The sequence below is a fragment of the Pseudomonas sp. C5pp genome (genome assembly GCF_000814065.1).
GTDB lineage: Bacteria > Pseudomonadota > Gammaproteobacteria > Pseudomonadales > Pseudomonadaceae > Aquipseudomonas > Aquipseudomonas asiatica.
The window spans coordinates 43,287-66,029 of the sequence record NZ_JWLN01000021.1 but is presented as its reverse complement, the minus strand read 5'-3'; the positions used below and the strand labels follow the sequence as shown (position 1 = coordinate 66,029).

The window sequence follows — 22,743 nt, the reverse complement described above, 5'->3', positions numbered from 1 at the left end:
TGCTGGTACCCGGCCTAAAATTGGAAATTGGGGGGCGAAACCGGAGGTGCATCATGCGTATGGCAAAGACCCTGCAGGATCGCCTGGACAAGGCCAACTGCGATTACGACATCATTCCCCATCCACATTCGGCCACCAGCCTGGAGTCGGCCCGTACGGCCGGCGTGCCCGCCGAGCGGGTCGCCAAGTCGGTGATGCTCGATGACCGTCATGGCAACTACATCATGGCCGTGCTACCGGCCAACCGGCATCTGGACATGACCAAGGTGCGCATGTCCGGGGCCTGGCAACTGACCCGTGAAAGCGGCCTGCCGAGCCTGTTCGGCGACTGCGAGCGCGGTGCCGTACCGGCGCTGGGCGATGCCTACCAGATAAAGATGCTGCTTGATTCGAGTCTTACCCGCCAAGGCGATGTCTATCTGGAGGCGGGTGATCACGATCACCTGATTCACATGAGCATGGAGCAATATCTGAAGCTGGTGCCGCGCGCCGAAGTGCGTGAGCTCAGCTGATGCTCTCAACCCATGCCGGGCCGGCATCGTCGACGACCGGTCTGGCGACGAGGAGGAACCATGGATAATACGATTCATCCTTTGTCTGAGATTTTCAAACAGCTGGGGCTGTCTGACGATCCGGTCGATATCGACCGTTTCATCACCACCCATTCGCCGCTCGATGACGATATAAAGCTGGTTGATGCGCCTTTCTGGAGCGATTCCCAGCGCGATTTCCTGAAAGAGAAGTACATCGCTGATGACGACTGGATTCCGATGATCGACCAACTGAACGAGGCGCTGCACCTGCGCAAAAAATAAAGCGCCGAGTGGTGCCTGACGAGTGATTGGCCGTTGCTATGCTCAGGAAAACAACAAGGGGATAGCGCGATGAAAGATCCCTACGCACCGGGCTTCTGGTGCTCCGTGACGATCCTGGGCACATTGACGGCCAGTTATTTCTACGGCATACGGCAAACGCAACAGATGAACCAGGCAGTGCACTTCCTGTATGCCGCTGCCGCCGTCACCGTGGCGGTTGCACTGGTGGCGCTGACCTGGATCGCCTGGCAGCAATTGCACCTGAACAAGCGCGAGGTGGTGCAGGGGCGAACGTTGCTGACCATCTGGAATACCAAAGTTGCGCTGCGCCGCGTCGAGACGGTGTTCGACCGCTACTTCTGGGGCAGCTACTGGCATTCGGGGCGCACCTTCGAAGAGGTCATGGGCGAGCTCAAGGGCACGCCGCTGGAGCAGAGCCTGGATGCCCTGAAACGCCAGTGCCGGTTGCTTGACCGCGAAGTCCATGACCACCATCACCACTGGCTGGCCAATGCCCGCGACCTGTCCAGCGTGGCCCAGGCCATGGCCCGTGAACGCTACCAGCTGGATCTGGGCGAACCAACCCGCAGCGGCAACGGCAACACTGCCGTGCTCAATCGGGATCTGGAAGTGCTGGTGTACACCTGGTCGGCGCGCCTGCGCAGCTTCGACCATCAGCTGGACGAACTGGAGCGCGCCTACCATTGAGGCGCTTCATTCACCGCGGATGTATTGCTCCAGTTTCAGGATCAGGTTTGCCTGTTCGGCGATGGTTTCCTTGACCAGGTCACCGATCGACAGCAGGCCGAGCAGCTCGCCATTGCTGACCACCGGCAGGTGGCGCAGGTGGCGGTTGGTCATCAGGTTCATGCAGTACTCGAGGTTCTGCTTCGGTTCCACGGTGACCACCGGCGCACTCATGATCTCGCGCACAGGGGTGGCGGCGGACGAGCGGCCCTTGAGTACCAGCTTGCGCGCATAGTCCCGTTCACTGACAATACCCACCACCTGGTTGGCTTCGACCACCGGGAGTGCACCGACGTTTTTTTCCGCCAGCATTTTCAGTGCGTCGAGTACCGAGTCATCCGGGCCGATGGTGTACACGGTCTGATGCTGGGACTTGGTCTTGAGGATTTGTTCGACGGTCTTCATACGGGCCTCTGCTGGGAAAAAGCGATGTCTCGGAGTAAATAAAGCATCCGGCACGGCGCTCTGCACGGCAATGCAGGAAACGGCATCGAGTCGATTGAAAAACGTCATGAGTTGTCGCCTGTGCCGGCCTCTTCGCGGCTAAAGCCGCTCCTACAGGAATACGCTGTACCTGTGGGAGCGGCTTTAGCCGCGAAGAGGCCGGTAGAGTTGGCTCAGAGCTTCGGCATCTGCCCGATCCGCGCCACCATCTCGCTCACCACCTGCAAGTCCAGCATGAACTGCTCAACGGTCTTGAACTCGTTGTCGTTGTGCCCGGTGTACTTCACATCCGGCATGGCCAGGCCGAACTGCACGCCGTTAGGCAGGTCGTGTACCGAGGTAGCACCCGCCGAGGTGCCGAACTCGTGCTTCATGCCTAGGTTCTCGGTGGCAACGTCCAGCAAGGCCTTGACCCATTCGCCCTCGGGGTTGCGGTACATCGGCTCGTCCAGGCTGTATTCGAAGGCCACCGAGGTATGGCTCTGCCGGGTCCATTTGCCCAGCTTGTCAGCCAGTTCGTCCTTGATCGTGGCGATTGGCTTGCCTTTCGGAATGCGCAGGTTCACCGCCAGTTTCAGGCCTTTTTCATCCACCCCGACAAAGGTCAGCGAGGCGGTCAGAGGGCCCATGAACGAATCCTTGAAGGCCACGCCGAGCTTGTTGCCCAGGTAGTCCAGGCCCCAGTTGTCGGCGGCGTAGCGGGCGGCATCGGTGAAGTGGTTGTGCTTGAGCGGCACATCCTTGCCCAGGCCGTTGATGAAACCGAGCATGCGCGCCACCGGGTTGACCCCGGACTCCGGTTCCGAAGAGTGGGCGGAAACGCCGGTCACGGTGAGCAACACCTGCTTGCCATCGGCCTTGGCGGCGATGCTGAAGTCGCCGCCATTGCGCTTCACGTAATCGGCGCCGGCTTTTTCCAGCTGGCTGGCCAGCTTCGCCGGGTTGTCGGTGACCAGGGTCGCGACCGAGGTTGTCGGGATCTGGTTGGTGGCCAGTCCGCCGGTCAGGTTGACGATCTCGGCACCCTTGCCACTGGCCTGGCGCTTGCTGAAGCTGGCCATGATCGTGCCGTAGCCTTTCTCGGCGATGACCACAGGGTAGCCGCCATCGAGGGCCAGGTTGTAGTCGGGCGTGGGGTTACGCTCGAAGTAGTAAGGAATGGCATCACCGCTGGTTTCTTCAGTGGTGTCGATCAGCAGCTTGAACTGGCGGGCCAGCGGCAGGTTTTCGTCCTTGGCCACTTTCAGCGCGTACATCGCCACGACAATGCCGTTCTTGTCGTCTTCGGTGCCGCGGCCGTACATGCGGTCACCGACCAGGGTGACCTTGAACGGGTCCAGGCGCGTGCCATCGGCCAGCTTCCAGTTGTCCGGGTTGACCGGCACCACGTCGGCGTGGGCATGGATGCCGACCACTTCCTTGCCGCTGCCCAGCGAAATCTCGTACACCCGGTTGTCGATATTGCGGAAAGCCAGGCCGAAGCTGTCGGCCAGGGCCTTGATCTTGTCGGCGATCCTGAGGAACTCGGGGTTCTCGTGCTGCGGCGTGCCTTCGACGTTGAATGTGGGGATGGCCACCAGTTCACGCAGGGTTTCGCTGGCAGCCTTGCCGTACTTGATGCGGGTATACAGGCCGAGCAGGCGGTTGATCTCGTTCTGCTGCTCGGCGGCCAATGGCTTGCCGGCCAGGTAGGCATCCAGGGTTGCCGCGAGGTTGTCGGCCTTGGCCAGGTCGCTGCCTTTGAGCTTGCCGAGGAACTGCTTGAAGTCGCTTGGGTCGCTGCCGTCGAAGGCTTTGACGATGGCCGCGGACTGCTGCTGGGTAAGGTTGGCCTGTGCCGGTTGGGTGAACAGGCCGATGCTGGCCAGCAGCAGGGTGGTGGCGGTAAGTTTTTTCAGGTGCATGGTTGTGCGCATTCCTTCGCCAATCATTGTTGTGGGTTACCCGTCGGGAAACGGGAAGACGCCCACGCTAACACCAATGACCCGTGGCACGGGAGTGCCAGAAACGCGACATGTCGCACAAACGAAAAAGCCCCGGGCGCGTTGCCGGGGCCTTTCCAGTGCTTCCAACGGTGATTACAGCCCGTTGGGCAGGAACCTCGTGGCACCGCTGACATCGTCGATCTTCTTGATGCGGAAGGCCTTGATGCAGGTTTCGTTGCGGGTATTGCTGTCCGGGCAGTATTGCTGGACGAAGTCGTTGAAGGCCATGTCCTGGCCATTCACGCTGAGGACGCGCTTGAAGTACTCGCCCTGGATGCCCTGCGCCTGACGCGATGCGGTCATTTCCTGGTCGACGACCAGGCGACCGTGCAGGTCGACGGTGGGGAACTTGGCTTCTTCCTGCAGGCAGCCGCTCAGCAGCAGGCCGGCCGTGGCCAGCATGATCAGACGTAGCATGATGTTGTCTCTGCAACGGGCGGTCACGGCCTGCGGGCCGGGACCGCACCTGGATGGTTACTCGCCGAACAGGCTGCCGGCGCGTTTCACTTCCGCCTTGCCGGCGTCCTCGAGCAGCGACTTGGCGCCCGAGGTGACGTTGCGTGCGGAGTCTGCATTGGACTGGATCACGTCGGTGCGTGCAGCGCTGTCGCGCAGTTCGGCATCGATGTAGTCGTTGGCGCGGGCGACCTTTGCCTTTTTCGCTTGCAGGGCCAGGCGACGCTCTTCCAGCTCCAGCGCGCGCAGGTCGTCCTCGTAGGCTTCTTCGCGGGTCTGCACGCGCTTGCGCTCGGCTGCTTGCGCCTGCTGTTTCTCGGCGGCACGCTGCGCGGAGGCACGTTGGGCCGCTGCGCGCTGCTGGCGGGCAGCAGCTTCGCGCGCTTCGGCGCGCTGCTCGGCGGCGGCGGCCTGGCGCAGGCGTTCGGTTTCCAGAGCGGCTTCGGATTGCTTGGTCTGCTGTTCGATCTGGTAGAGCTGATCGAACTGGCCCGCCATGGCAGTGGCGGCAGACAGTGCGAGGGCGGTGCCCAGAACAATGTGCTTCATGTGCTCAGGCCTCAGCTCTTTTTCGGATCTGGGCAGGTCGCATTTGGCTGGATGCGGGTTTCGTTGGAGATGGTCATGACCATCAGGGAGATGCCCCCCACTTCGAAATCGCACGGGCGGCCAACCTGGGCGGAGGTGTAGATCTTGCCGTTTTCCGAGTAGCCGATCAGTACGCCAGGCACCAGCGAGGTATCGCTTACCAGAGAACCTGCCAGTGCGCCGGCGCCACCGCCTGCCACGCCGCCGATGATCGCGGTGTCCTTGTTGTGGCCTGCACCCAGCGCCGCGCCACCCAGCGCACCCAGTACACCACCCACCATCATTGCGGCTTTTTGGTTCTTCTCGTTGCTGACCTTGATCTTGGTCGGCGAGACCGTGATGATTTTCACGGTCTTGGCTTCCTGCTGGGTGTTTACCTGGCTGGCATCGAACACATCGGATTGGTATTGCTCACCGGTCGCCTGGCAACCCACGAGGGTGGCGGCGATGGTCAAGGCCAGACAGTGTTTCAGCATTTTCATTCCTGATTCCCTGGAGGGTATGGTTAACCTTGCGACGATCCATCTGAAGGATGAGGCATAATGCCACTATTCTAGGCAGATGGATCCAACCAGGTAAAGCCATCAGGACTAAAGCCGGCTTCAGTAAGCGCCAAACGAAATAACGCGAGCAGGCCGACACTGTTTTGCAGAAACGACAAAGCCCGCGCAAGGCGGGCTTTGTGAGGGATATGGCGCACTCGGCGGGATTCGAACCCACGACCCCTGCCTTCGGAGGGCAGTACTCTATCCAGCTGAGCTACGAGTGCAACGCGCACGCATGATACCCATCTGATCCGATGGCGTCCATCGCCTTGATCTGTAGCTGTTTTTACTTTCTGCCACGAAGAGGGCGAAGTGCGGCGCGGGAGCCTGGAGGGGAGGTGCTGGCGGCGCTGAGGGTGCACAGTCGACAACCAGGTAGCATGGGTTACCGGGCCCTGCTAATCGACCTGGCCAAGGCGTTCTGATTCATCCCTTCCTGCAAGGCCGTCGGTCCTCCCATCTCATTTCCTATAGCTCGGTCGTCTAACCTGTATTGGCCTCTTCTTCGTGGGCAGGCCCGCGAAGAGGCCGGTTGCCATTATGCAAATGATGAAATTTCCGCCAGGGTGTTCAACCATTCGTTCTTTTTTTCGAACAGCCTATTGTCCAACACCCCAGCAGCCGCTTAGGATTCGTTTGAGATTTCAAACGCTCGATGCCCTGCCTTGGGCGCTTTTCAACAATCAACAATTCGGGAAGCCGACATGCAGCTCAAAGACGCTCAGTTGTTCCGCCAGCAAGCCTACATCAATGGTGAGTGGCTGGATGCGGACAACGGCCAGACCATCAAGGTCACCAACCCGGCCACTGGTGAAGTCATCGGTACCGTGCCGAAGATGGGCACCGCGGAAACCCGCCGCGCCATCGAAGCCGCCGACAAGGCCCTGCCGGCCTGGCGTGCCCTGACCGCCAAGGAGCGTTCGGCCAAGCTGCGTCGCTGGTTCGAACTGATGATCGAGAACCAGGACGACCTGGCTCGCCTGATGACCACCGAACAAGGCAAGCCACTGGCCGAAGCCAAGGGCGAAATCGCCTACGCTGCCTCGTTCATCGAGTGGTTCGCCGAAGAAGCCAAGCGCGTCTACGGTGACACCATCCCGGGCCACCAGCCAGACAAGCGCCTGATCGTCATCAAGCAGCCAATCGGTGTTACCGCGGCCATCACCCCGTGGAACTTCCCGGCCGCCATGATTACCCGTAAAGCCGGCCCGGCCCTGGCCGCTGGCTGCACCATGGTGCTCAAGCCTGCCTCGCAGACCCCATACTCCGCCCTGGCCCTGGTCGAGCTGGCCCACCGTGCCGGCATCCCGGCTGGCGTGCTGAGCGTGGTTACCGGCAGCGCTGGCGAAGTTGGCGGCGAACTGACCGGCAACTCCCTGGTCCGCAAGCTGTCCTTCACCGGCTCGACCGAAATCGGTCGCCAGCTGATGGAAGAATGCGCCAAGGACATCAAGAAGGTTTCCCTGGAGCTGGGTGGCAACGCCCCGTTCATCGTGTTCGACGACGCCGACCTGGACAAGGCGGTCGAGGGCGCGATCATCTCCAAGTACCGCAACAACGGCCAGACCTGCGTCTGCGCCAACCGTATCTACGTGCAGGACGGCGTCTACGACGCGTTCGCCCAGAAGCTGGCTGCCGCTGTTGCCAAGCTGAAGATCGGTAACGGCCTGGAAGAAGGCACCACCACTGGCCCGCTGATCGACGGCAAGGCTGTCGCCAAGGTCCAGGAACACATCGAAGACGCCGTTGGCAAAGGCGCCAAGGTACTGTCCGGTGGCAAGATCATCGAAGGCAACTTCTTCGAGCCGACCATTCTGGTCGACGTACCGAAGACCGCTGCCGTCGCCAAGGAAGAGACCTTCGGCCCGCTGGCGCCGCTGTTCCGCTTCAAGGACGAGGCCGAAGTCATCGCCATGTCCAACGACACCGAGTTCGGCCTGGCCTCGTACTTCTACGCCCGCGACATGAGCCGTGTGTTCCGTGTTGCCGAAGCCCTGGAATACGGCATGGTAGGTATCAACACCGGCCTGATCTCCAACGAAGTGGCACCGTTCGGTGGCATCAAGGCTTCGGGCCTGGGCCGCGAAGGTTCCAAGTACGGTATCGAGGACTACCTCGAAATCAAATACCTGTGCATCAGCGTCTGATAGCACGGTAAAGGCTTTACCTCTGCCAGCGGGGCGCGAGAGCGACGTCTCGCTGGCCTTTTTTACATCGCAGTACCTGGTGGCCAGGGCGTTCACGGCAGTCGATCAACGAATACTGTTCGCGAGCACTCCCAGCCACCCCCGAATAAAAGCGCCACTCCAAACCGGCGCAATGAGGGCATTATGAGCAAGACCAACGAATCCTTGATGCAACGTCGTGTCGCCGCCGTCCCACGTGGCGTTGGCCAGATCCACCCGATCTTCGTCGATACCGCGAAGAACTCGACCGTGATCGACGTTGAAGGCCGCGAACTGATCGACTTCGCCGGCGGCATCGCAGTACTGAACACCGGCCACCTGCACCCGAAAGTGGTTGCGGCCGTGCAAGAGCAGCTGACCAAGGTCAGCCACACCTGCTTCCAGGTGCTGGCCTACGAACCCTATGTAGAGCTGTGCGAAAAGATCAACAAGCTGGTCCCAGGCGACTTCGACAAGAAGACCCTGCTGGTCACCACCGGCTCCGAAGCCGTTGAGAACGCCGTCAAGATCGCCCGTGCCGCCACTGGCCGCGCTGGCGTAATCGCCTTCACCGGCGGCTACCACGGCCGTACCATGATGACCCTGGGCCTGACCGGCAAGGTCGTGCCGTACTCCGCTGGCATGGGCCTGATGCCAGGTGGCATCTTCCGCGCTCTGTTCCCTAGCGAACTGCACGGTATCAGCGTTGACGACGCCATCGCCTCGGTCGAGCGCATCTTCAAGAACGACGCCGAGCCGCGCGACATCGCCGCGATCATCCTCGAGCCGGTACAAGGCGAAGGCGGCTTCCTGCCAGCGCCGAAAGAGCTGATGAAGCGCCTGCGCGCCCTGTGCGACCAGCACGGCATCCTGCTGATCGCCGACGAAGTACAGACCGGCGCTGGCCGTACTGGCACCTTCTTCGCCATGGAACAGATGGGCGTTGCGCCTGACCTGACCACCTTCGCCAAATCCATCGCTGGCGGCTTCCCGCTGGCCGGTGTGTGCGGCAAGGCCGAATACATGGACGCCATCGCTCCTGGCGGCCTGGGTGGCACCTACGCCGGTTCGCCGATCGCTTGCGCCGCGGCCCTGGCCGTGATCGAAGTGTTCGAAGAAGAGAAACTGCTGGACCGCAGCAAAGCTGTGGGTGAGCGCCTGACCACCGGCCTGCGCGAAATCCAGAAGAAGTACCCGATCATCGGCGACGTCCGTGGTCTGGGCTCGATGATCGCTGTCGAAGTCTTCGAGAAAGGCACTCACACCCCGAACGCAGCTGCCGTTGGCCAGGTTGTCGCCAAGGCTCGCGAGAAGGGCTTGATCCTGCTGTCCTGCGGTACCTACGGCAACGTTCTGCGTATCCTGGTTCCGCTGACCGCAGAAGATGCTCTGCTGGACAAAGGCCTGGCTATCATCGAAGAGTGCTTCGCTGAAATCGCCTGATGTGACGTGCTTCAGAAAAAACCCGCTTCGGCGGGTTTTTTTTGTGCCCAGGAAAGCCTTGGGGCGCTATCGTTGTCGGAGGATTTGCTCAGGAAGCTGCGACGGACTGTGTGGCAGGGCTATTCAGGAGTTGGCGATGAACGCTACAGACCCCACCCCACCAAGCGTACTTATTGTCGAGGGCGACCCCTGGGTACGTGACATGCTCAGCGAAATGCTGCTGAGCGTGCGCTGTGATGCCCGCCTGCAGCTCTGCGCCGACGGCTCGCAGGCCTTGAGCGCGCTGTCGAGCAAGCCCGACCTGATCATTGCCGCGCGCGAACTGGCAGGTGTCGATGGGCTCGACCTGTTGCGCAAGGTACGCGCCAAAGGCTCGAGGTTGCCGTTCATCCTCATGAGCAACCGCATTGACAGTGCCAGTGTGCATGAGGCGTTGCCCCTGCACCCCACTGCCTACCTGAGCAAGCCGCTGAACCTGGAAACTCTTCGCAAGCGCCTGGAAGAGCTGCTGCTGGCGGTTGGCGAAGAAATCGCCTGCCCGGTGCCGGCCTTGCAGCCAGGTGCCAGCCTGCCGGCCTACCTCGAGCAGCGTCGCGCTACCGCCGATGGCGGGCCGCTGCTGGCCGATGTGCAGGTGGCGATCAAGCGCGCGCTCAACCCCCAGGGCCTGAACCTGAGAGTGCTCGAAGAGGAAGTGCAGGGCGACCCGCAGATCACCGCTGTGCTGATTGCGGCGGCCAACAGCGCAGCGCTGCACCGCGAAGCACCAGTGCAGACGCTGCTGCAGGCCTTGAACAAGCTTGGCAGCACCCAGAGCATGAACCTGATCCTTGGCATGACCCTCAAGCGCAGCGCTCGCCTCAGCGACCCGCTGCTGGCGGAGCATGCTGCCCGCTACTGGGAGTTGTCGCTGCACGCTGCCGAATATGGCCGCACCTTGGCACGCATGCTCGAGCTGGACGAAGGGCGTTGTTATTGCGCGGGGTTGCTGCATTGCCTGGGCGACCTGGCGGTGCTGCGCTGCCTGCAGGAATGGCGGCTGGCCGGGGGCGAGCTGGATGAGGACCAGGTGCAGCTGTCGCTCAATGAGTTCGGTGCGGCGTTCGGCTCGGCGCTGCGTACGCGCTGGCGGTTGCCCCTGGGCTTGCGCGAGTTGATCGCGGCGATATACCAGCTGGGCGGCGGGGTTTACTCGCGGGAGATCCTGGCCATGAACCTGGCCGGGCAGTTGTCGCGGCTGTCGGCCGAGCAGGGGCTGGAGAAGGTGGCCAGCAGCAAGACGGCGCGCCTGCTCAAGCTTGGCCTGCCGGAGCTGAGGCGGTTGCGTAAGGTGGAGAACCCGGAGGTGAAGCCGCAGGAAGAGCCGCCGGTGGCTGAGGCCGAGGTTTCCAGCTGAGATTTTGGGGCCGCTTTGCGGCCCATCGGCGGCAAGCCAGCTCCCACAGGTACTGCACAAGGCTGGAGTATTGCGCCGTACCTGTGGGAGCTGGCTTGCCGGCGATTGGGGTGCAGAGCACCCCCAGAGCTCAGCCGCGGACGATCTGGTTCTTGCCCTGCCGCTTGGCCTGGTACATCGCCGCATCGGCCCGGGCATACAGGCTGTCCAGCGCCACATCCTCGTCAGTCAGCCCGGTCACCCCCTGGCTCACCGTCACCCCGTAGGTCTGCTCCCCATGGCTGAAGCTCAGCCGCTGGATCTGCCGCTGCAAGCGCTCGGCAATCTGCTCCGCGACCTGGGCACTACAGCCGGGGAACACTGCCGCGAACTCCTCGCCACCAATGCGCCCGAACAGGTCACCTCGGCGTAGCACGGCCTTGCCGCTGTCGGCGATCTGCTGCAGCACCTGGTCGCCTTCCTGGTGACCGTAGCTGTCGTTGATGCGCTTGAAGTCGTCGATGTCCAGCAGCAGGAAGGCCAGTGGTGTACCGTCTTCGCGGGCGCTGTCGAAGGCTTGCTGGGCGCATTCGAAAAAGTGCCGGCGGTTGCTGCTCTGGGTCAGCACGTCGGTGGTGGCCAGGCGCTGCAGTTCACCTTCGAGCTGCTTCTTCTCGGTGATGTCTTCTGCGATGCCGACGATGATCACCCGGTCGCCATCGCGTTGCTGGTTGATGTAGCACTTGTCGCTCAGCCAGCGCAGCTGGCCGTCGGCATTGAGGATGCGGTACTCGCGGTCTTCCACCGAGCCCTTGAGCAGTACCTGGGCCAGGCTGCGCTCGGCGAACTCCAGGTCGTCGGGGTAGATGCTATCGCGCCACTCGTTGTAGTCGGCCAGCACCAGGCTGGCCGGGCGGCCGAAGATGCGTTCGTAGGCGGGGCTGACGTACAGCACCTGACGGGTTTCCCAGTCGAAGGCCCATAGCACCGCATTGACGCTGTCGAGCAGCGAGCTGAACAGCTGTTCGCGCTCGCTCAGGCGGGCAACCTCGCCTTGGGCGTGGAGCAGCGCAAGCAAGGTCTGGGCGGCTTCCGGAGGCGGGGTGCCGGGCAGTGTCGTCGGAATGTTCTTGGCCATGTGCACGGAGCAGATCTCGGCGTGAAAGCGTGCGGCCAGCATCTGGCCCGCCACGCGGGCGATGTGCCAGATATGAGTGTAAACGAGAGGGCGAAGTTCCGGGCGGCACGCCCAGCCAAAGGGGCGTGCCGATCAACGGCGGTCAGGCGCCGGTCGGGCGCAGGGAGTACGTCTTCAGCTGTGCCGCGAAGTCCCGCAGGGCGTGGATGCCGCTGGTTTCCGCCTCGTGTACCCAGTCCTTCATGGCGGCCAGCATGTCGTGGCCGTTGGCGCTGGTGCGCGCCCAGATCTGCTGCAGGGCCAGGCGTTTTTCGTAAATGGTCTTCAGCGCCTGGCTGTGGGCGAGCATCGACTCGATGCGCACATGGTGACGGTCTTCCAGCAGGCTGGTCTCGCGCGACAACAGGCGCTTGGCGCGGCGGAAGTGGTGACGCAGCGAAGCATCGACACGGGCCAGCTCCTGCTTGACCAGCGGGCCGATCACCAGCTTGCGGTACTGGGCCATGATCTGGAAGCGGTTGTTGAGGATGGCCATGGCGGTGTCCATGTCCAGGCTGGCCTTGCCTGCCACCCGGTGGGCGATGGGCGCCACGCGCTGTACCTTGGCCAGGCGCAGCAGGCAGAACAGGCGGATCCACGCCCAACCCATGTCGAACTCCCAGCGCTTGACCGACAGCTTGGCCGAGTTGGGGTAGGTGTGGTGGTTGTTGTGCAGCTCTTCGCCACCGATGACGATGCCCCACGGCACCAGGTTGGTCGCGGCGTCGCGGCACTCGAAGTTGCGGTAGCCGAGAGCGTGGCCCAGGCCATTGACCACGCCGGCGGCCCAGAACGGAATCCACATCATCTGCACTGCCCAGATGGTGATGCCGATGGTGCCGAACAGCAGCAGGTCGATCACCGCCATCAGCGCGATGCCGCCCAGCTTGTAGCGTGAGTAGAGGTTGCGCTCGATCCAGTCGTCCGGGCAGTTCTTGCCATAGATGCGCAGGGTTTCGGGGTTGCGCGCCTCTTCCCGGTAAAGCTCGGCACCCTTGCGCAGCACCGTGCCCAGGCCCTTGTACAGCGGGCTGTGCGGGTCGTCGGGGGTTTCGCATTTGGCGTGGTGCTTGCGGTGGACGGCAGTCCATTCGCGGGTGTTCTGCGCCGTGGTCAGCCACAGCCAGAAACGGAAGAAGTGCTTGAGCGCGCCATTTAGCTCCAGGGCCCGGTGCGCGGAGTAACGGTGCAGGTAGACCGTGACGCTGACGATGGTCACGTGGGTCATCAGCAGGGTAATGCCGACCAGTTGCCAGGCCGACAAGTCGAGCAGGCCGTTGTACCACATAGGTGTAAATACCCTCGGAATGCAGGAGGAGGGGCTGATTATCCCTTGTGCAGGAAATAAATGCAGTCACCCGTTCAGATAGGAAGTCACGACATGTTTCAGCCTTTATAATGCCCCATCATTTTTCATGGGCAATTGCACCCGACATGTCTGTTTCCGTTCGCGACGCCTTGCGCATGGCTGCGCTGTATGTGGTGCTCTCGATCCTCTGGCTGACGCTGGCCGAGGTGGTGTTGCACGGCATGACCGACGACCCCCTGGCACTGACCGTGGGCCGGCAGATCAACGTGGTGGTCTGGGTGCTGCTCAGCGCCTTTCTGATCTATGTGTCGCGGGTGCGGCTGCTTGACTTCATCGGTGTTGGCGCGCGTATGCGTGGTGAAGACCGTGAACGCCTGCGCATGGCTGCGGCAGTGTTCGACAGCACCCTCGAAGGCGTGCTGGTGACCGACCGCCATGGCCTGATCGTGCACGTCAACCGTGCCTTCATGCGTATCACCGGCTACCAGCAGGACGAGGTCATCGGCCAGCGCCCGAACAAGTTCAAGTCGGGCCGCCATGGCCTGGCGTTCTACCAGCAGATTTTCGCCACTCTGGCGGAAAAGGGCGAGTGGAGCGGCGAAATATGGAACCGGCGCAAGAGCGGTGAAATCTACCCGCAATGGCAGACCATTTGCGCCATCCGCGACGATCAAGGCGAGCTCAGCCATTACGTGGCGGTGTTCAGCGACATCAGCGCGATCAAGCATTCTGAACAGGAGCTGGCCTACCTGGCCCACCATGACCCGCTGACGGGCCTGCCCAACCGCCTGCTGTTCAACGACCGGGTCGAGCAAGCGCTGGCCGCAGCCCAGGCCAACAAGCGTGGTTGTGCCCTGCTGTTGCTGGACCTGGACCATTTCCAGAGCATCAACGACGGCCTCGGCCACACCATTGGCGACCAGTTGCTGAAGCTGGTGGGCGAGCGCCTGGCAGAGGTGCTGCGCAGCGGCGTGACCTTGGCGCGCCTGGGGGGCGACGAATTTGGCGTGCTGGCGGAAAACTGCCATGAGGTTGGCCAGGCGGGCAAGCTGGCGCAGGGCATCATCGAGCGCATGCGCGAGCCGTTCCAGTTCGACGGTCACCGCCTGTTCATCAGCGTCAGCGTGGGCATCAGCCTGTTTCCCAGCGATGCCTTGAGTGCCGAGCAGTTGCTGCGCAATGCCGACTCGGCGTTGTACAAGGCCAAGAGCAATGGGCGGGCCTGCTATGCGCTGTACACCGAAGAACTGACCGCTCACGCCCAACACCGGGTCGAAACCGCCGGCGAGCTGCGCCGAGCCTTGGAGCAGGACGAGCTGCGGGTGTTCTACCAGCCGGTGCACGACCTGGCGACCGGCCGCCAGGTCGGCGTCGAAGCCTTGGTGCGTTGGCAGCACCCTCAGCGCGGCCTGGTGCCACCGGGCGAGTTCATCCCGATTGCCGAGCGTACCGGGCTGATTGCCGAGATCGACGCCTGGGTACTGCGCCAGGCGTGTCGGCAGATGGTGCGATGGCAGGGTGAAGGGCGGCAGTTGGCATTCGTGGCGGTGAACATCTCCAGCCGCCTGTTTGGCCAGCACGAGTTGTACCAGCAGGTGGCCGAGGTGCTGGACGAAACCGGCCTGGCCCCGGCCTTGCTGGAGCTGGAGGTGACCGAGAGCGCGGTGATGGAGGACCCGGAGGTGGCGCTGGAGCAGTTGCATCGCCTGCGCGAGCTGGGGGTGACCTTGGCTATCGACGACTTTGGCACCGGATATTCATCGCTGCTGCGGCTCAAGCGCTTGCCGGTGCAGAAGCTGAAGATCGACCAAGGCTTCGTTGCCGGGTTGCCGCTGGATGAGGACGACATCGCGATCGTTCGGGTGATCATCGCCCTGGCCCGCAGCATGGGCATGCAAGTGCATGCAGAGGGCATCGAGCAGGCCGAGCAGGCCAGCTTCCTGCTGCATGAGCTGTGTCAGCTTGGGCAGGGGTACTGGTTCGGGCGGCCGGTGCCTGCCGGGGATCTTCGCTGGGGTTGAAGGCCCCTTCGCGGGCATGCCCGCTCCCGCAGGGATATCGTTGTATTCAAGCCCTGTGCAGTACCTGTGGGAGCGGGCGTGCCCGCGAAGACTTCAGCGCTTGTTCAAGCCTTTCGCCAACCGGTCTCCACCCAACTGGATCAACGCCACCAACGCCACCAGCATGGCAATCACGGTCAGCATGATCTGGCTGTCGAAGCGCTGGTAACCATAGCGGTAGGCGATGTCCCCCAGTCCCCCGGCACCGATCGCTCCGGCCATTGCCGAGGAGTTGATCAGGGTCACCAGGGTAATGGTGAAGCCCCCGACAATTCCCGGCAGCGCCTCGGGCAGCAGCACGTGCCAGACGATGTGCCAGCGCCGGCAGCCCATGGCCTGTGCAGCCTCCACCAGGCCGTGGTCGACTTCGCGCAGGCTGACCTCGGCAATCCGCGCGAAGAACGGCGTGGCGGCAATGGTCAGTGGCACCACTGCCGCCCACACGCCATACGTGGTACCCACTACCAAGCGGGTGAAAGGGATCAGCGCGACCATCAGGATCAGGAACGGGATCGAGCGGAACAGGTTGACGAATGCACCCAGCACCCGGTTCAGCAGCGGCGCCTCGAAGATCCCACCCTTGTCGCTGGTGACCAGCAGCACCGCCATCGGTACGCCAACCAGCAGGGCGATCAGCGACGACACGCCGACCATCAGCAGGGTATCGAGCAAACCTTCCAGCAGGCGATCAAACCACATGGCCCAGTACCTCCACGTCCTCGGCCCAGCGGCGGGCACGCTCCAGCAATTGATGGGTGTCGTGCGGTGAGTGCTGCACCGACAGGATCAGCTGCCCCAGGGCATGCTCGCCAATGGTTTCCACACCGCCCTGCAGCAGGCGCACGCGGCCGCCAAGTTCGTTGAACAGGGCAGACAGTTCGGGCTCGCCGAGCAGGGTCAGCCTCAGCACCACGGCACTGTCGCGGCTTGCCGGGCTGGCCCGCAGGCTGGCTTGCAGCGCGGCTGGCAACCTGGCTTGCAACGGTGCCAGCAGGGTACGGGTGACTTCGTGGCGTGGTGAGCCAAACACCCGCCAGACCTCACCCTGCTCGACCACTTCTCCACGTTCAAGCACCACTACCCGGTGGCAGATATCGCGGATTACCGCCATCTCGTGGGTGATCAGCACGATGGTCAGGCCCAGGCGCTGGTTGATGTCGCGCAGCAGTTCGAGAATGGAAGCAGTGGTCTCCGGGTCCAGCGCCGAGGTGGCCTCGTCGCACAGCAGGATCTCGGGGTCATGCACCAACGCCCTGGCAATGCCCACGCGCTGCTTCTGCCCGCCGGACAGCTGCGCCGGGTACACGTGGTGCTTTTCCCGCAGGCCCACCAGCTCCAGCAGTTCGCGTACCTTGCGCTGGCGTTCGGCCTTGGCCACGCCGGCCACCTTGAGGGGCAGCTCGACGTTCTGCCACACGGTCTTGGCCGACATCAGGTTGAAGTGCTGGAAAATCATGCCGATACGCCGGCGCAGGGCTACCAGGTGCTCCTCGTCGAAGGGCGCGATGTCCACCTGGTCGATCAGCACCCGCCCCTGGGTGGGTTGCTCCAGGCGGTTGATGGTACGCAGCAGCGATGACTTGCCGGCGCCGCTGCGGCCGATGATGCCGAAGATCTCGCCATGGCGGATGTTCAGGTCGATGCCTTGCAAGGCCGGTTGCGCCTGGCCCGGGTAGGTCTTGCCCAGGCCGATGAAGCGCACATGGGCTTCATTGACCTCCGGGCGCAAAGCCTGCTCCCTGGCCGTTTGGGGCAGTGGTTGTGCGGTGGGCGCCCGCAGCGCGCTGGCCTGGCTCATGTCAGCCCTCCCAACCGGCTTGGTAGAGCTTGCCGTGGGCTTTGTCCAAGGCTGCGCGCACCACTGGCGAGTGCTGGTAGATGTCGACGAACTTGGCCAGGCGTGGGTCGTCCTTGCTTTGCGGTCGAATGACGAACTGGATCACGTATTCCTTGTTCTCCAGGCCGTCGAACAGTAGTGCGGAGCCGGCGTCGAAACTGTTGGCCAGGCGGATGTAGGCCGGGTAGCCCTGCACCAGGTCGGCGTCGTCATAGGCGCGAACCAGCTGTACGGCCTCGACCTGAAGGATCTTCAGTTTTTTCGGGTTGGCGACGATATCGTCCTCGGTGGCCTTGTAGCCGACCCCCGGCTTGAGGGTGATCAGCCCGGCCTTGGCCAGCAGCTGCAGGCCACGGCCGCTGTTGATCGGGTCGTTGGCGATGGCCACGCTGGCGCCTTCGGGCAGGTCGGCGAAGCTCTTGTACTTTTTCGAGTACAGGCCGACGTTGTTGATGATGCCCGGGGCGTAGGGCACCAGGTTGAAGCCTGCGGCTGCCTTGGCGTTTTCCAGGAACGGGATGTGCTGGAAGTAGTTCGCGTCGATGTCGCCGCTGTTTAGGCTGACGTTGGGTGCGATCCAGTCGCTGAACTCGACCAGCTTCACTTCCAGACCTTGCTTGTGCGCTTCTTCCACTGCGGCTTCCAGCGGGATGGCAAAGGCCGAGGTGGTGCCGATCTTCAGCGGTTCGGCAGCCAGCGCGCTGGCGGACAGGCCGAGGGTGAGGGCAATGGCCGCGACGGGCCGGAACAGTTTTTCAAGCATGGTGCAGGGCTCCAGTCGGGGCAGGGGTAGAGGTAAAGCGGTAAGCCGAGCCAGGGTGGTCGGCGGGCAAATGCGGGTGGTCGGCCTGGAACAGTTTCTCGCGCAGGGTGCCTTCGGCGTAGGCGGTCTTGTAGCGGCCACGCTGTTGCAACTGCGGGATGACCAGGTCGATGAAGTCCTCGAAGCTTTCCGGGGTTACGGTGCGGGTCAGGTTGAAACCGTCCAGGCCGGTTTCATCGACCCAGGCGATCAGCTGTTCGGCCACCTGCTCGGGCGCACCGACCAGGGTCACGTAACGGCCACCCAGGGCGTGCTGCTGCAGCAGGCGCCGGCGGGTCCAGGCGTTGTCCTGCAACTGGCGCGTGGCCGACTGGATGGCGTTGCCCTGGCTGAAGGCAATCGGCTCGTCCAGGGCGTAGGCGGCGAAGTCGATGCCGGTGGACGCTGCGAAGTGCGCGACCCCGGCCTCGGCGCTGGCATGGCGCAGGTACTCGGCATGCTTGGCCTGGGCCTGCTGCTCGGTGGCGGCGACGATCACCGTGATGCCCATGAACACCTTGACCGCTTGCGGGTCGCGGCCAGCGGCTTGGGCGGCGGCGCGCACCTTGTCGACCTGGGCGCGGGTGGCGGCCTTGTCCTGGCCACTGATGAACACGCATTCGGCGTGGTTGCCGGCGAAGGCCAGGCCACGCTGCGAGCTGCCGGCCTGGAACAGTACCGGAGTACGTTGCGGCGAGGGCTCGCACAAGTGGTAGCCGTCGACCTTGTAGAACTCGCCCTGGTGGTTGACCTTGCGCACCTTGTCGGGCCTGGCATAGACGCGCTGCTGGCGGTCGGCGACCACGGCATCGTCGGCCCAACTGCCTTCCAGCAGCTTGTACAGCACCTGCAGGTACTCGTCGGCTTGGTCGTAGCGGCGGTCATGCTCGGGTTGCTGCGCCAGGCCCATGGCCCGGGCGGCGCTGTCGAGGTAGCCGGTGACGATGTTCCAGCCTACCCGGCCATGGCTCAGGTGGTCCAGGGTGGAAAGGCGCCTGGCGAACAGGTACGGCGCTTCGTAGGTGAGGTTGGCGGTAAGGCCGAAGCCCAGGTGGCGGGTGACGGCGGCCATGGCCGAGACCAGCAGCAGCGGGTCGTTGACCGGCAGCTGGATCGACTCCTTGAGGGTGACGTCCAGCGACTGGCCGTAGATGTCGTAGGTGCCGACGATGTCGGCGATGAAAAGCCCGTCGAACAAGCCGCGCTCCAGCAGCCGCGCCAGGCTGGTCCAGTAGTCCAGGGTCTTGTACTGGGTCGAGGTGTCTCGTGGGTGGGTCCACAGGCCGTGGTTGATGTGCCCGATGCAGTTCATGTTGAAAGCATTGAGCAGGATCTGCTTGGCCATCAGATGGTCCCCCGGCGTGGTGGGTTGGCATCATTGAGGTAGTAGTTGCCGATGGCGTGGTACTTCCAGCGCACCGGGTCGTGCAGGGTGTGCACGCGGGCGTTGCGCCAGTGGCGGTCAAGGTTGTGTTCGGCCAGGGTGGCCTGGCTGCCGCCCAGTTCGAACAGGGTGGTGCCGGCCGCGAGGGAAATCTCGGTGCTGATGGCGCGGGCCTCGGCCACCGCGATGGACGCGGCGGCCACGTTGTCGGCAGTGCTGTCGTCGCGGGCGCGGTCCAGATATTCGCCCGCGCGCTCCAGCAAGGCTTCGGCGGCGTGCAGACGGATCGCCAGATGGCCGAAACTCTTCAGCGTCAGTGGGTCATCGCTGGCCTTGTCCAGGCCGGAGTCTACCCAGGGGCGGCTGCGGGTGCGCACGAAGTGCAGGGCATCTTCGTATGCGGCGCGGGCGATGCCGGTGTCGATGGCGGCATGAAGGATCTGCGCCAGCGGGCCGACCGGGGTGGGGCGTTCGAAGGCGCTCTGGAACGGCACCACGTCGGCGGCGCTGACGTACACGTTGTCGAATACCACCGAGCCACTGCCGGTGGTGCGCTGGCCGAAGCCGCTCCAGTCGTCGATCACCTGCAGGCCCTGGCTGTCGGCCGGGACGAAGGCCAGGTGCTGCACGCCCTGTTCATCGACCACCGAGGTGGGAATGCGCTGGGCGTAGATGGCGCCGGTGGAGTAGAACTTGCGGCCGTTGATGCGAAAACCATCGCCGTCGCGGGACAGGCGCGTGGTGCGGTCGTTGGCGGTCTTGGTGCCCAGTTCGGCCAGGGCATTGCCGAAGCGGCTGCCGGCCAGTACTTCGGCGTACAGGCGCTGTTGCTGTTCGGGTGTGCCGTTTACCCGCAGCACTTCCAGGCCGTAGAAATGGTTTTGCGGGATTTGCCCGAGCGAGCCGTCAGCCTGGGCGATGCGGGCGATGACCTTGGCCAGGGTGACGTTGGACACGCCGGCGCCGCCGAAGGCCTTGGGTACGCTGATGGCCCACAGGCCGGAGCGAGTGAACAGTTCCAGTTCGGCGTGCGGCAGACGGCGCTCGCGGTCGCGCAGGGCGCTGTCGCGGCGCAGGTGTCGGGCGACTTCCTCGGCGACGTTCAGGGCCTGGGTGTCGCTGGTTATGATGTTTGTAGTCATGGTGTTCTCCGGGGGCCGCTGCGCGGCCCTTCGCGGGCTCGCCCGCTCCCACAGGTAAAGTGATGCCTGTTCAGGCGCTGGTAATCCTGTGGGAGCGGGCGAGCCCGCGAAGGGCTGCGTAGCAGCCCCAAAGGCAGCAAGTCAGATCCAGGAATGCCGTGCAGGCAAGGTGCCGTTGAGGTGGTAAGCGCCAACCGCGTGGTACTTCCAGCGCACCGGGTCATGCAGGGTGTGCACCCGGGCATTGCGCCAGTGGCGGTCGAGGTTGAACTCCGCGAGGGTGGCGCGGCTACCGGCCAGCTCGAACAGCTTTTCGCTGGCCTGCAGGGCAATCTCGGTGGTCAGTACCTTGGCCTCGGCCACAGCGATCGAGGCCCGCGCTGCGCTTGCTGCATCGATCGGCTCGGCGTTGACCTCGTCGAGGACCCGCGCGGCCTTGCGCAGCAGGGCTTCGGCGGCGTGCAGCTCGAGCTTCAGGCGGCCGATGTCGGCGATTACGTAAGGGTCGTCGCTGGCGCGGTCGACCTTGGCTTCGATCCATGGCCGGGCCTTTTCGCGCACGAAGCTGATGGCGTCCTCGATCGCTGCTTCGGCAATGCCAGCATCGATCGCCGCCTGGATCAGCTGCGAGGCAGCGCCCTGGATGTTGGGAATGTCGCGCTGGCGCCAGTTGTCGATCACCAGGTCGGCATCCACCGGGACCTGGTCGAGCAGCACGGTGCCGCTTGCAGTGGTGCGCTGCCCGAAACCGGACCAGTCATCGACGATGCGCAGCCCCGGGCTGCCTCGGCGGACGAATGCCAGGCGCTGGCGACCTTCGTCGTCCAGTGCCTTGACCGCCACCCAGTGGGCGAACAGGGCACCGGTGGAATAGAACTTCTCGCCGCTGATGCGATAGCTGTCGCCGACGCGGGTGATCCTGGCCTTGAGGGTCAGGGTGTCCTTGGTGCCGCGTTCGGGGCCTGCATTGCCGATGCGCCAGCCATCGAGCACGCTGCGGAAGATCACCGCCTGCTGCGCCTCGGTGGCAGTCAGGCGCAGCAGTTGCAGCATGCCGAACTGGTTCTGCGGGATTTGCCCCAGGGCCGGGTCGGCGGCGCTGATGAGGCGGAACACTTCAGCCACGGTCTCGAACGACACCTCCGGGCCGCCATGTGCCTTGGGTACGCTGATGCTGCCAAGGCCGCTGCGGGTGAACAGTTCGATCTCGGCCCATGGCAGTTTGCGTTGCTGGTCGCGGCGGGCGGCCTGCTCGCGGGCGACCTCGGCCAGTTCGCGGGCTGCTTGCAAGGCTTCGGCGTCGTTGCGTAGAACCTTGGCCGGCAGCAGCAGGGGCGAGCTGTCGAGATCGCTGTGGAATTGGGTATCGGGTTGGCTGGACATCAGTACCGCTCCTTGGCTGCACTCAATGCCCTGGCGTTCCGCACTGGGGTGATCGTGATCCTGACCATTCCTGACCTCGCAAATGAATTATGTCGCTAACAGCTGATCGCGACAGATGTGTGCTGGTCCGGTGGTCCGGTTTATATACCCTAATGCTTTATAAAAAGATTATGAACTAACTCTTTGGAATATGTATAGAAGGGGGATTTTGCTGCGGATGTGCCGGCCTCTTCGCGGGCACGCCCGCTCCCACAGGTACAGCACAGATCTTGAAATCGGTGCCACACCTGTGGGAGCGGGCGTGCCCGCGAAAAGGCCGCAACAGGTTTACTCGGAGGCAGCAGTCCCCAGGAACTTGCGCAAGAACTGCCGGGTACGCTCTTCCTTCGGCGCCGCAAACAGCGCCTTGGCCTCGCCCTGCTCCACGATCACGCCCTTGTCGAAGAAGATCACCCGGTTCGCCACATCCCGGGCAAAGCTCATCTCGTGGGTAACGATGATCATGGTGCGCTTCTCCTCGGCCAGGCCGCGGATGGTCGCCAGCACTTCACCCACCAGTTCGGGGTCCAGCGCCGAGGTCGGCTCGTCGAACAGGATCACCTCCGGCTCCATTGCCAAGGCGCGGGCGATGGCCACCCGTTGCTGCTGGCCACCGGACAGGCGCCGCGGGTAGGCGTCTTCCTTGCCGGCCAAGCCGACCTTGGCCAGCAGGCGCCGGCCCAGTTCGATCGCCTGCTCGCGGGGTGTCTTCTTGACGATCACCGGCCCCTCGATCACGTTTTCCAGGGCGGTGCGATGAGGGAACAGGTTGAAGTTCTGGAACACGAACCCGGCCTGCTGGCGCAAGCGGCGAATCGCACTTTGCTGCCCACCCAGCGGGCGGTTGGCGTCGATGCTGATATCGCCAATCTGGATCTGCCCGGCATCGGGTGTTTCCAGCAGGTTCAGGCAACGCAGGAAGGTTGTCTTGCCCGAGCCGCTGGGGCCGATGATGGCCACCACTTCGCCGGGTTGTACGGTCAGGTCGATACCGTTGAGCACGGTCTGGCCTTTGAACCGCTTGGTCAGGCCTTTGACTTCAATCAT

At 63.4% G+C, this 22,743-nt stretch carries 21 protein-coding genes and 1 tRNA gene; 7 read left to right on the top strand and 15 right to left on the bottom strand.

Annotation, left to right across the window (positions count from 1 at the left end):
• The first annotated feature begins 53 nt into the window (after nt 1-53).
• From RR51_RS17725 to RR51_RS17715, 3 genes are all read left to right on the top strand, one after another.
• Complete coding sequence (locus RR51_RS17725; RefSeq protein ID WP_003260230.1) at nt 54-512, top strand: aminoacyl-tRNA deacylase; 459 nt, start codon at nt 54-56, stop codon at nt 510-512.
• A 60-nt stretch (nt 513-572) separates the two neighbouring features.
• Nucleotides 573-815: a DUF2789 domain-containing protein gene (locus tag RR51_RS17720; RefSeq protein ID WP_003260231.1), complete on the top strand. Its 243-nt coding sequence runs from the start codon at nt 573-575 to the stop codon at nt 813-815.
• 69 nt (nt 816-884) lie between these two features.
• Nucleotides 885-1,523: a hypothetical protein gene (locus RR51_RS17715; protein WP_023661301.1), complete on the top strand. Its 639-nt coding sequence runs from the start codon at nt 885-887 to the stop codon at nt 1,521-1,523.
• Nucleotides 1,524-1,529: 6 nt separating this feature from the next.
• Here RR51_RS17715 and RR51_RS17710 read toward each other — a convergent pair whose 3' ends face one another.
• The 6 genes from RR51_RS17710 to RR51_RS17685 all read right to left on the bottom strand — a co-directional run bounded on the left by RR51_RS17710 (nt 1,530) and on the right by RR51_RS17685 (nt 5,804).
• On the bottom strand, nt 1,530-1,967 hold the full coding sequence (locus RR51_RS17710) for a CBS domain-containing protein (RefSeq protein ID WP_003260233.1): 438 nt from the start codon (nt 1,965-1,967) through the stop codon (nt 1,530-1,532).
• A gap of 212 nt (nt 1,968-2,179) precedes the next feature.
• A complete protein-coding gene (locus RR51_RS17705; protein WP_039614266.1) occupies nt 2,180-3,910 on the bottom strand; it encodes a dipeptidase in 1,731 nt (576 codons plus the stop codon).
• A 174-nt stretch (nt 3,911-4,084) separates the two neighbouring features.
• Complete coding sequence (locus RR51_RS17700; RefSeq protein ID WP_015268559.1) at nt 4,085-4,408, bottom strand: hypothetical protein; 324 nt, start codon at nt 4,406-4,408, stop codon at nt 4,085-4,087.
• 57 nt (nt 4,409-4,465) lie between these two features.
• A complete protein-coding gene (locus tag RR51_RS17695) occupies nt 4,466-4,996 on the bottom strand; it encodes a DUF5384 family protein (RefSeq protein WP_015268560.1) in 531 nt (176 codons plus the stop codon).
• An 11-nt stretch (nt 4,997-5,007) separates the two neighbouring features.
• The gene (locus RR51_RS17690; RefSeq protein WP_015268561.1) at nt 5,008-5,511 is read right to left on the bottom strand and encodes a hypothetical protein; all 504 of its coding nucleotides are present in this window, start codon (nt 5,509-5,511) and stop codon (nt 5,008-5,010) included.
• A gap of 216 nt (nt 5,512-5,727) precedes the next feature.
• Nucleotides 5,728-5,804, bottom strand: a tRNA-Arg gene (locus RR51_RS17685).
• Nucleotides 5,805-6,284: 480 nt separating this feature from the next.
• On the opposite strand from RR51_RS17685, the gene gabD reads away from it, so the two are divergent.
• From gabD to RR51_RS17670, 3 genes are all read left to right on the top strand, one after another.
• Nucleotides 6,285-7,727, top strand: a complete 1,443-nt coding sequence (gene gabD / locus RR51_RS17680) for an NADP-dependent succinate-semialdehyde dehydrogenase (RefSeq protein ID WP_015268576.1) — start codon at nt 6,285-6,287, stop codon at nt 7,725-7,727.
• Nucleotides 7,728-7,910: 183 nt separating this feature from the next.
• Nucleotides 7,911-9,188, top strand: a complete 1,278-nt coding sequence (gene gabT / locus RR51_RS17675; RefSeq protein WP_023662096.1) for a 4-aminobutyrate--2-oxoglutarate transaminase — start codon at nt 7,911-7,913, stop codon at nt 9,186-9,188.
• A 136-nt stretch (nt 9,189-9,324) separates the two neighbouring features.
• Entirely contained in the window at nt 9,325-10,584 is a 1,260-nt protein-coding gene (locus tag RR51_RS17670) for a response regulator (RefSeq protein WP_039614265.1), read from the top strand.
• 130 nt (nt 10,585-10,714) lie between these two features.
• Here RR51_RS17670 and RR51_RS17665 read toward each other — a convergent pair whose 3' ends face one another.
• Together RR51_RS17665 and desA are read right to left on the bottom strand one after the other, a co-directional pair.
• Nucleotides 10,715-11,743, bottom strand: a complete 1,029-nt coding sequence (locus RR51_RS17665) for a GGDEF domain-containing protein (protein WP_039614264.1) — start codon at nt 11,741-11,743, stop codon at nt 10,715-10,717.
• A gap of 100 nt (nt 11,744-11,843) precedes the next feature.
• Nucleotides 11,844-13,028, bottom strand: coding sequence for a delta-9 fatty acid desaturase DesA (gene desA, locus RR51_RS17660; protein ID WP_039614263.1), 1,185 nt, complete (start codon nt 13,026-13,028; stop codon nt 11,844-11,846).
• Between the two features lie 146 nt (nt 13,029-13,174).
• Between desA and dibA the strand changes: the two genes are divergently transcribed.
• A complete protein-coding gene (gene dibA, locus RR51_RS17655; protein WP_039614262.1) occupies nt 13,175-15,070 on the top strand; it encodes a phosphodiesterase DibA in 1,896 nt (631 codons plus the stop codon).
• 93 nt (nt 15,071-15,163) lie between these two features.
• Here dibA and RR51_RS17650 read toward each other — a convergent pair whose 3' ends face one another.
• The 7 genes from RR51_RS17650 to tcyN all read right to left on the bottom strand — a co-directional run bounded on the left by RR51_RS17650 (nt 15,164) and on the right by tcyN (nt 22,743).
• A complete protein-coding gene (locus RR51_RS17650; RefSeq protein ID WP_008096606.1) occupies nt 15,164-15,808 on the bottom strand; it encodes a methionine ABC transporter permease in 645 nt (214 codons plus the stop codon).
• Nucleotides 15,798-16,907, bottom strand: coding sequence for a methionine ABC transporter ATP-binding protein (locus RR51_RS17645; protein WP_039614261.1), 1,110 nt, complete (start codon nt 16,905-16,907; stop codon nt 15,798-15,800). The genes RR51_RS17650 and RR51_RS17645 overlap by 11 nt, the downstream gene beginning before the upstream one ends.
• 1 nt (nt 16,908) lies before the next feature.
• On the bottom strand, nt 16,909-17,709 hold the full coding sequence (locus RR51_RS17640; protein WP_039614260.1) for a MetQ/NlpA family ABC transporter substrate-binding protein: 801 nt from the start codon (nt 17,707-17,709) through the stop codon (nt 16,909-16,911).
• A complete protein-coding gene (locus RR51_RS17635; RefSeq protein WP_039614259.1) occupies nt 17,702-19,093 on the bottom strand; it encodes an LLM class flavin-dependent oxidoreductase in 1,392 nt (463 codons plus the stop codon). Before RR51_RS17635 ends, RR51_RS17640 begins: the two co-directional genes overlap by 8 nt.
• Entirely contained in the window at nt 19,093-20,274 is a 1,182-nt protein-coding gene (locus tag RR51_RS17630) for an SfnB family sulfur acquisition oxidoreductase (RefSeq protein WP_039614258.1), read from the bottom strand. Before RR51_RS17630 ends, RR51_RS17635 begins: the two co-directional genes overlap by 1 nt.
• Nucleotides 20,275-20,415: 141 nt before the next feature.
• Complete coding sequence (locus RR51_RS17625) at nt 20,416-21,657, bottom strand: SfnB family sulfur acquisition oxidoreductase (protein ID WP_039614257.1); 1,242 nt, start codon at nt 21,655-21,657, stop codon at nt 20,416-20,418.
• A 327-nt stretch (nt 21,658-21,984) separates the two neighbouring features.
• Complete coding sequence (gene tcyN, locus RR51_RS17620) at nt 21,985-22,743, bottom strand: L-cystine ABC transporter ATP-binding protein TcyN (protein WP_013970435.1); 759 nt, start codon at nt 22,741-22,743, stop codon at nt 21,985-21,987.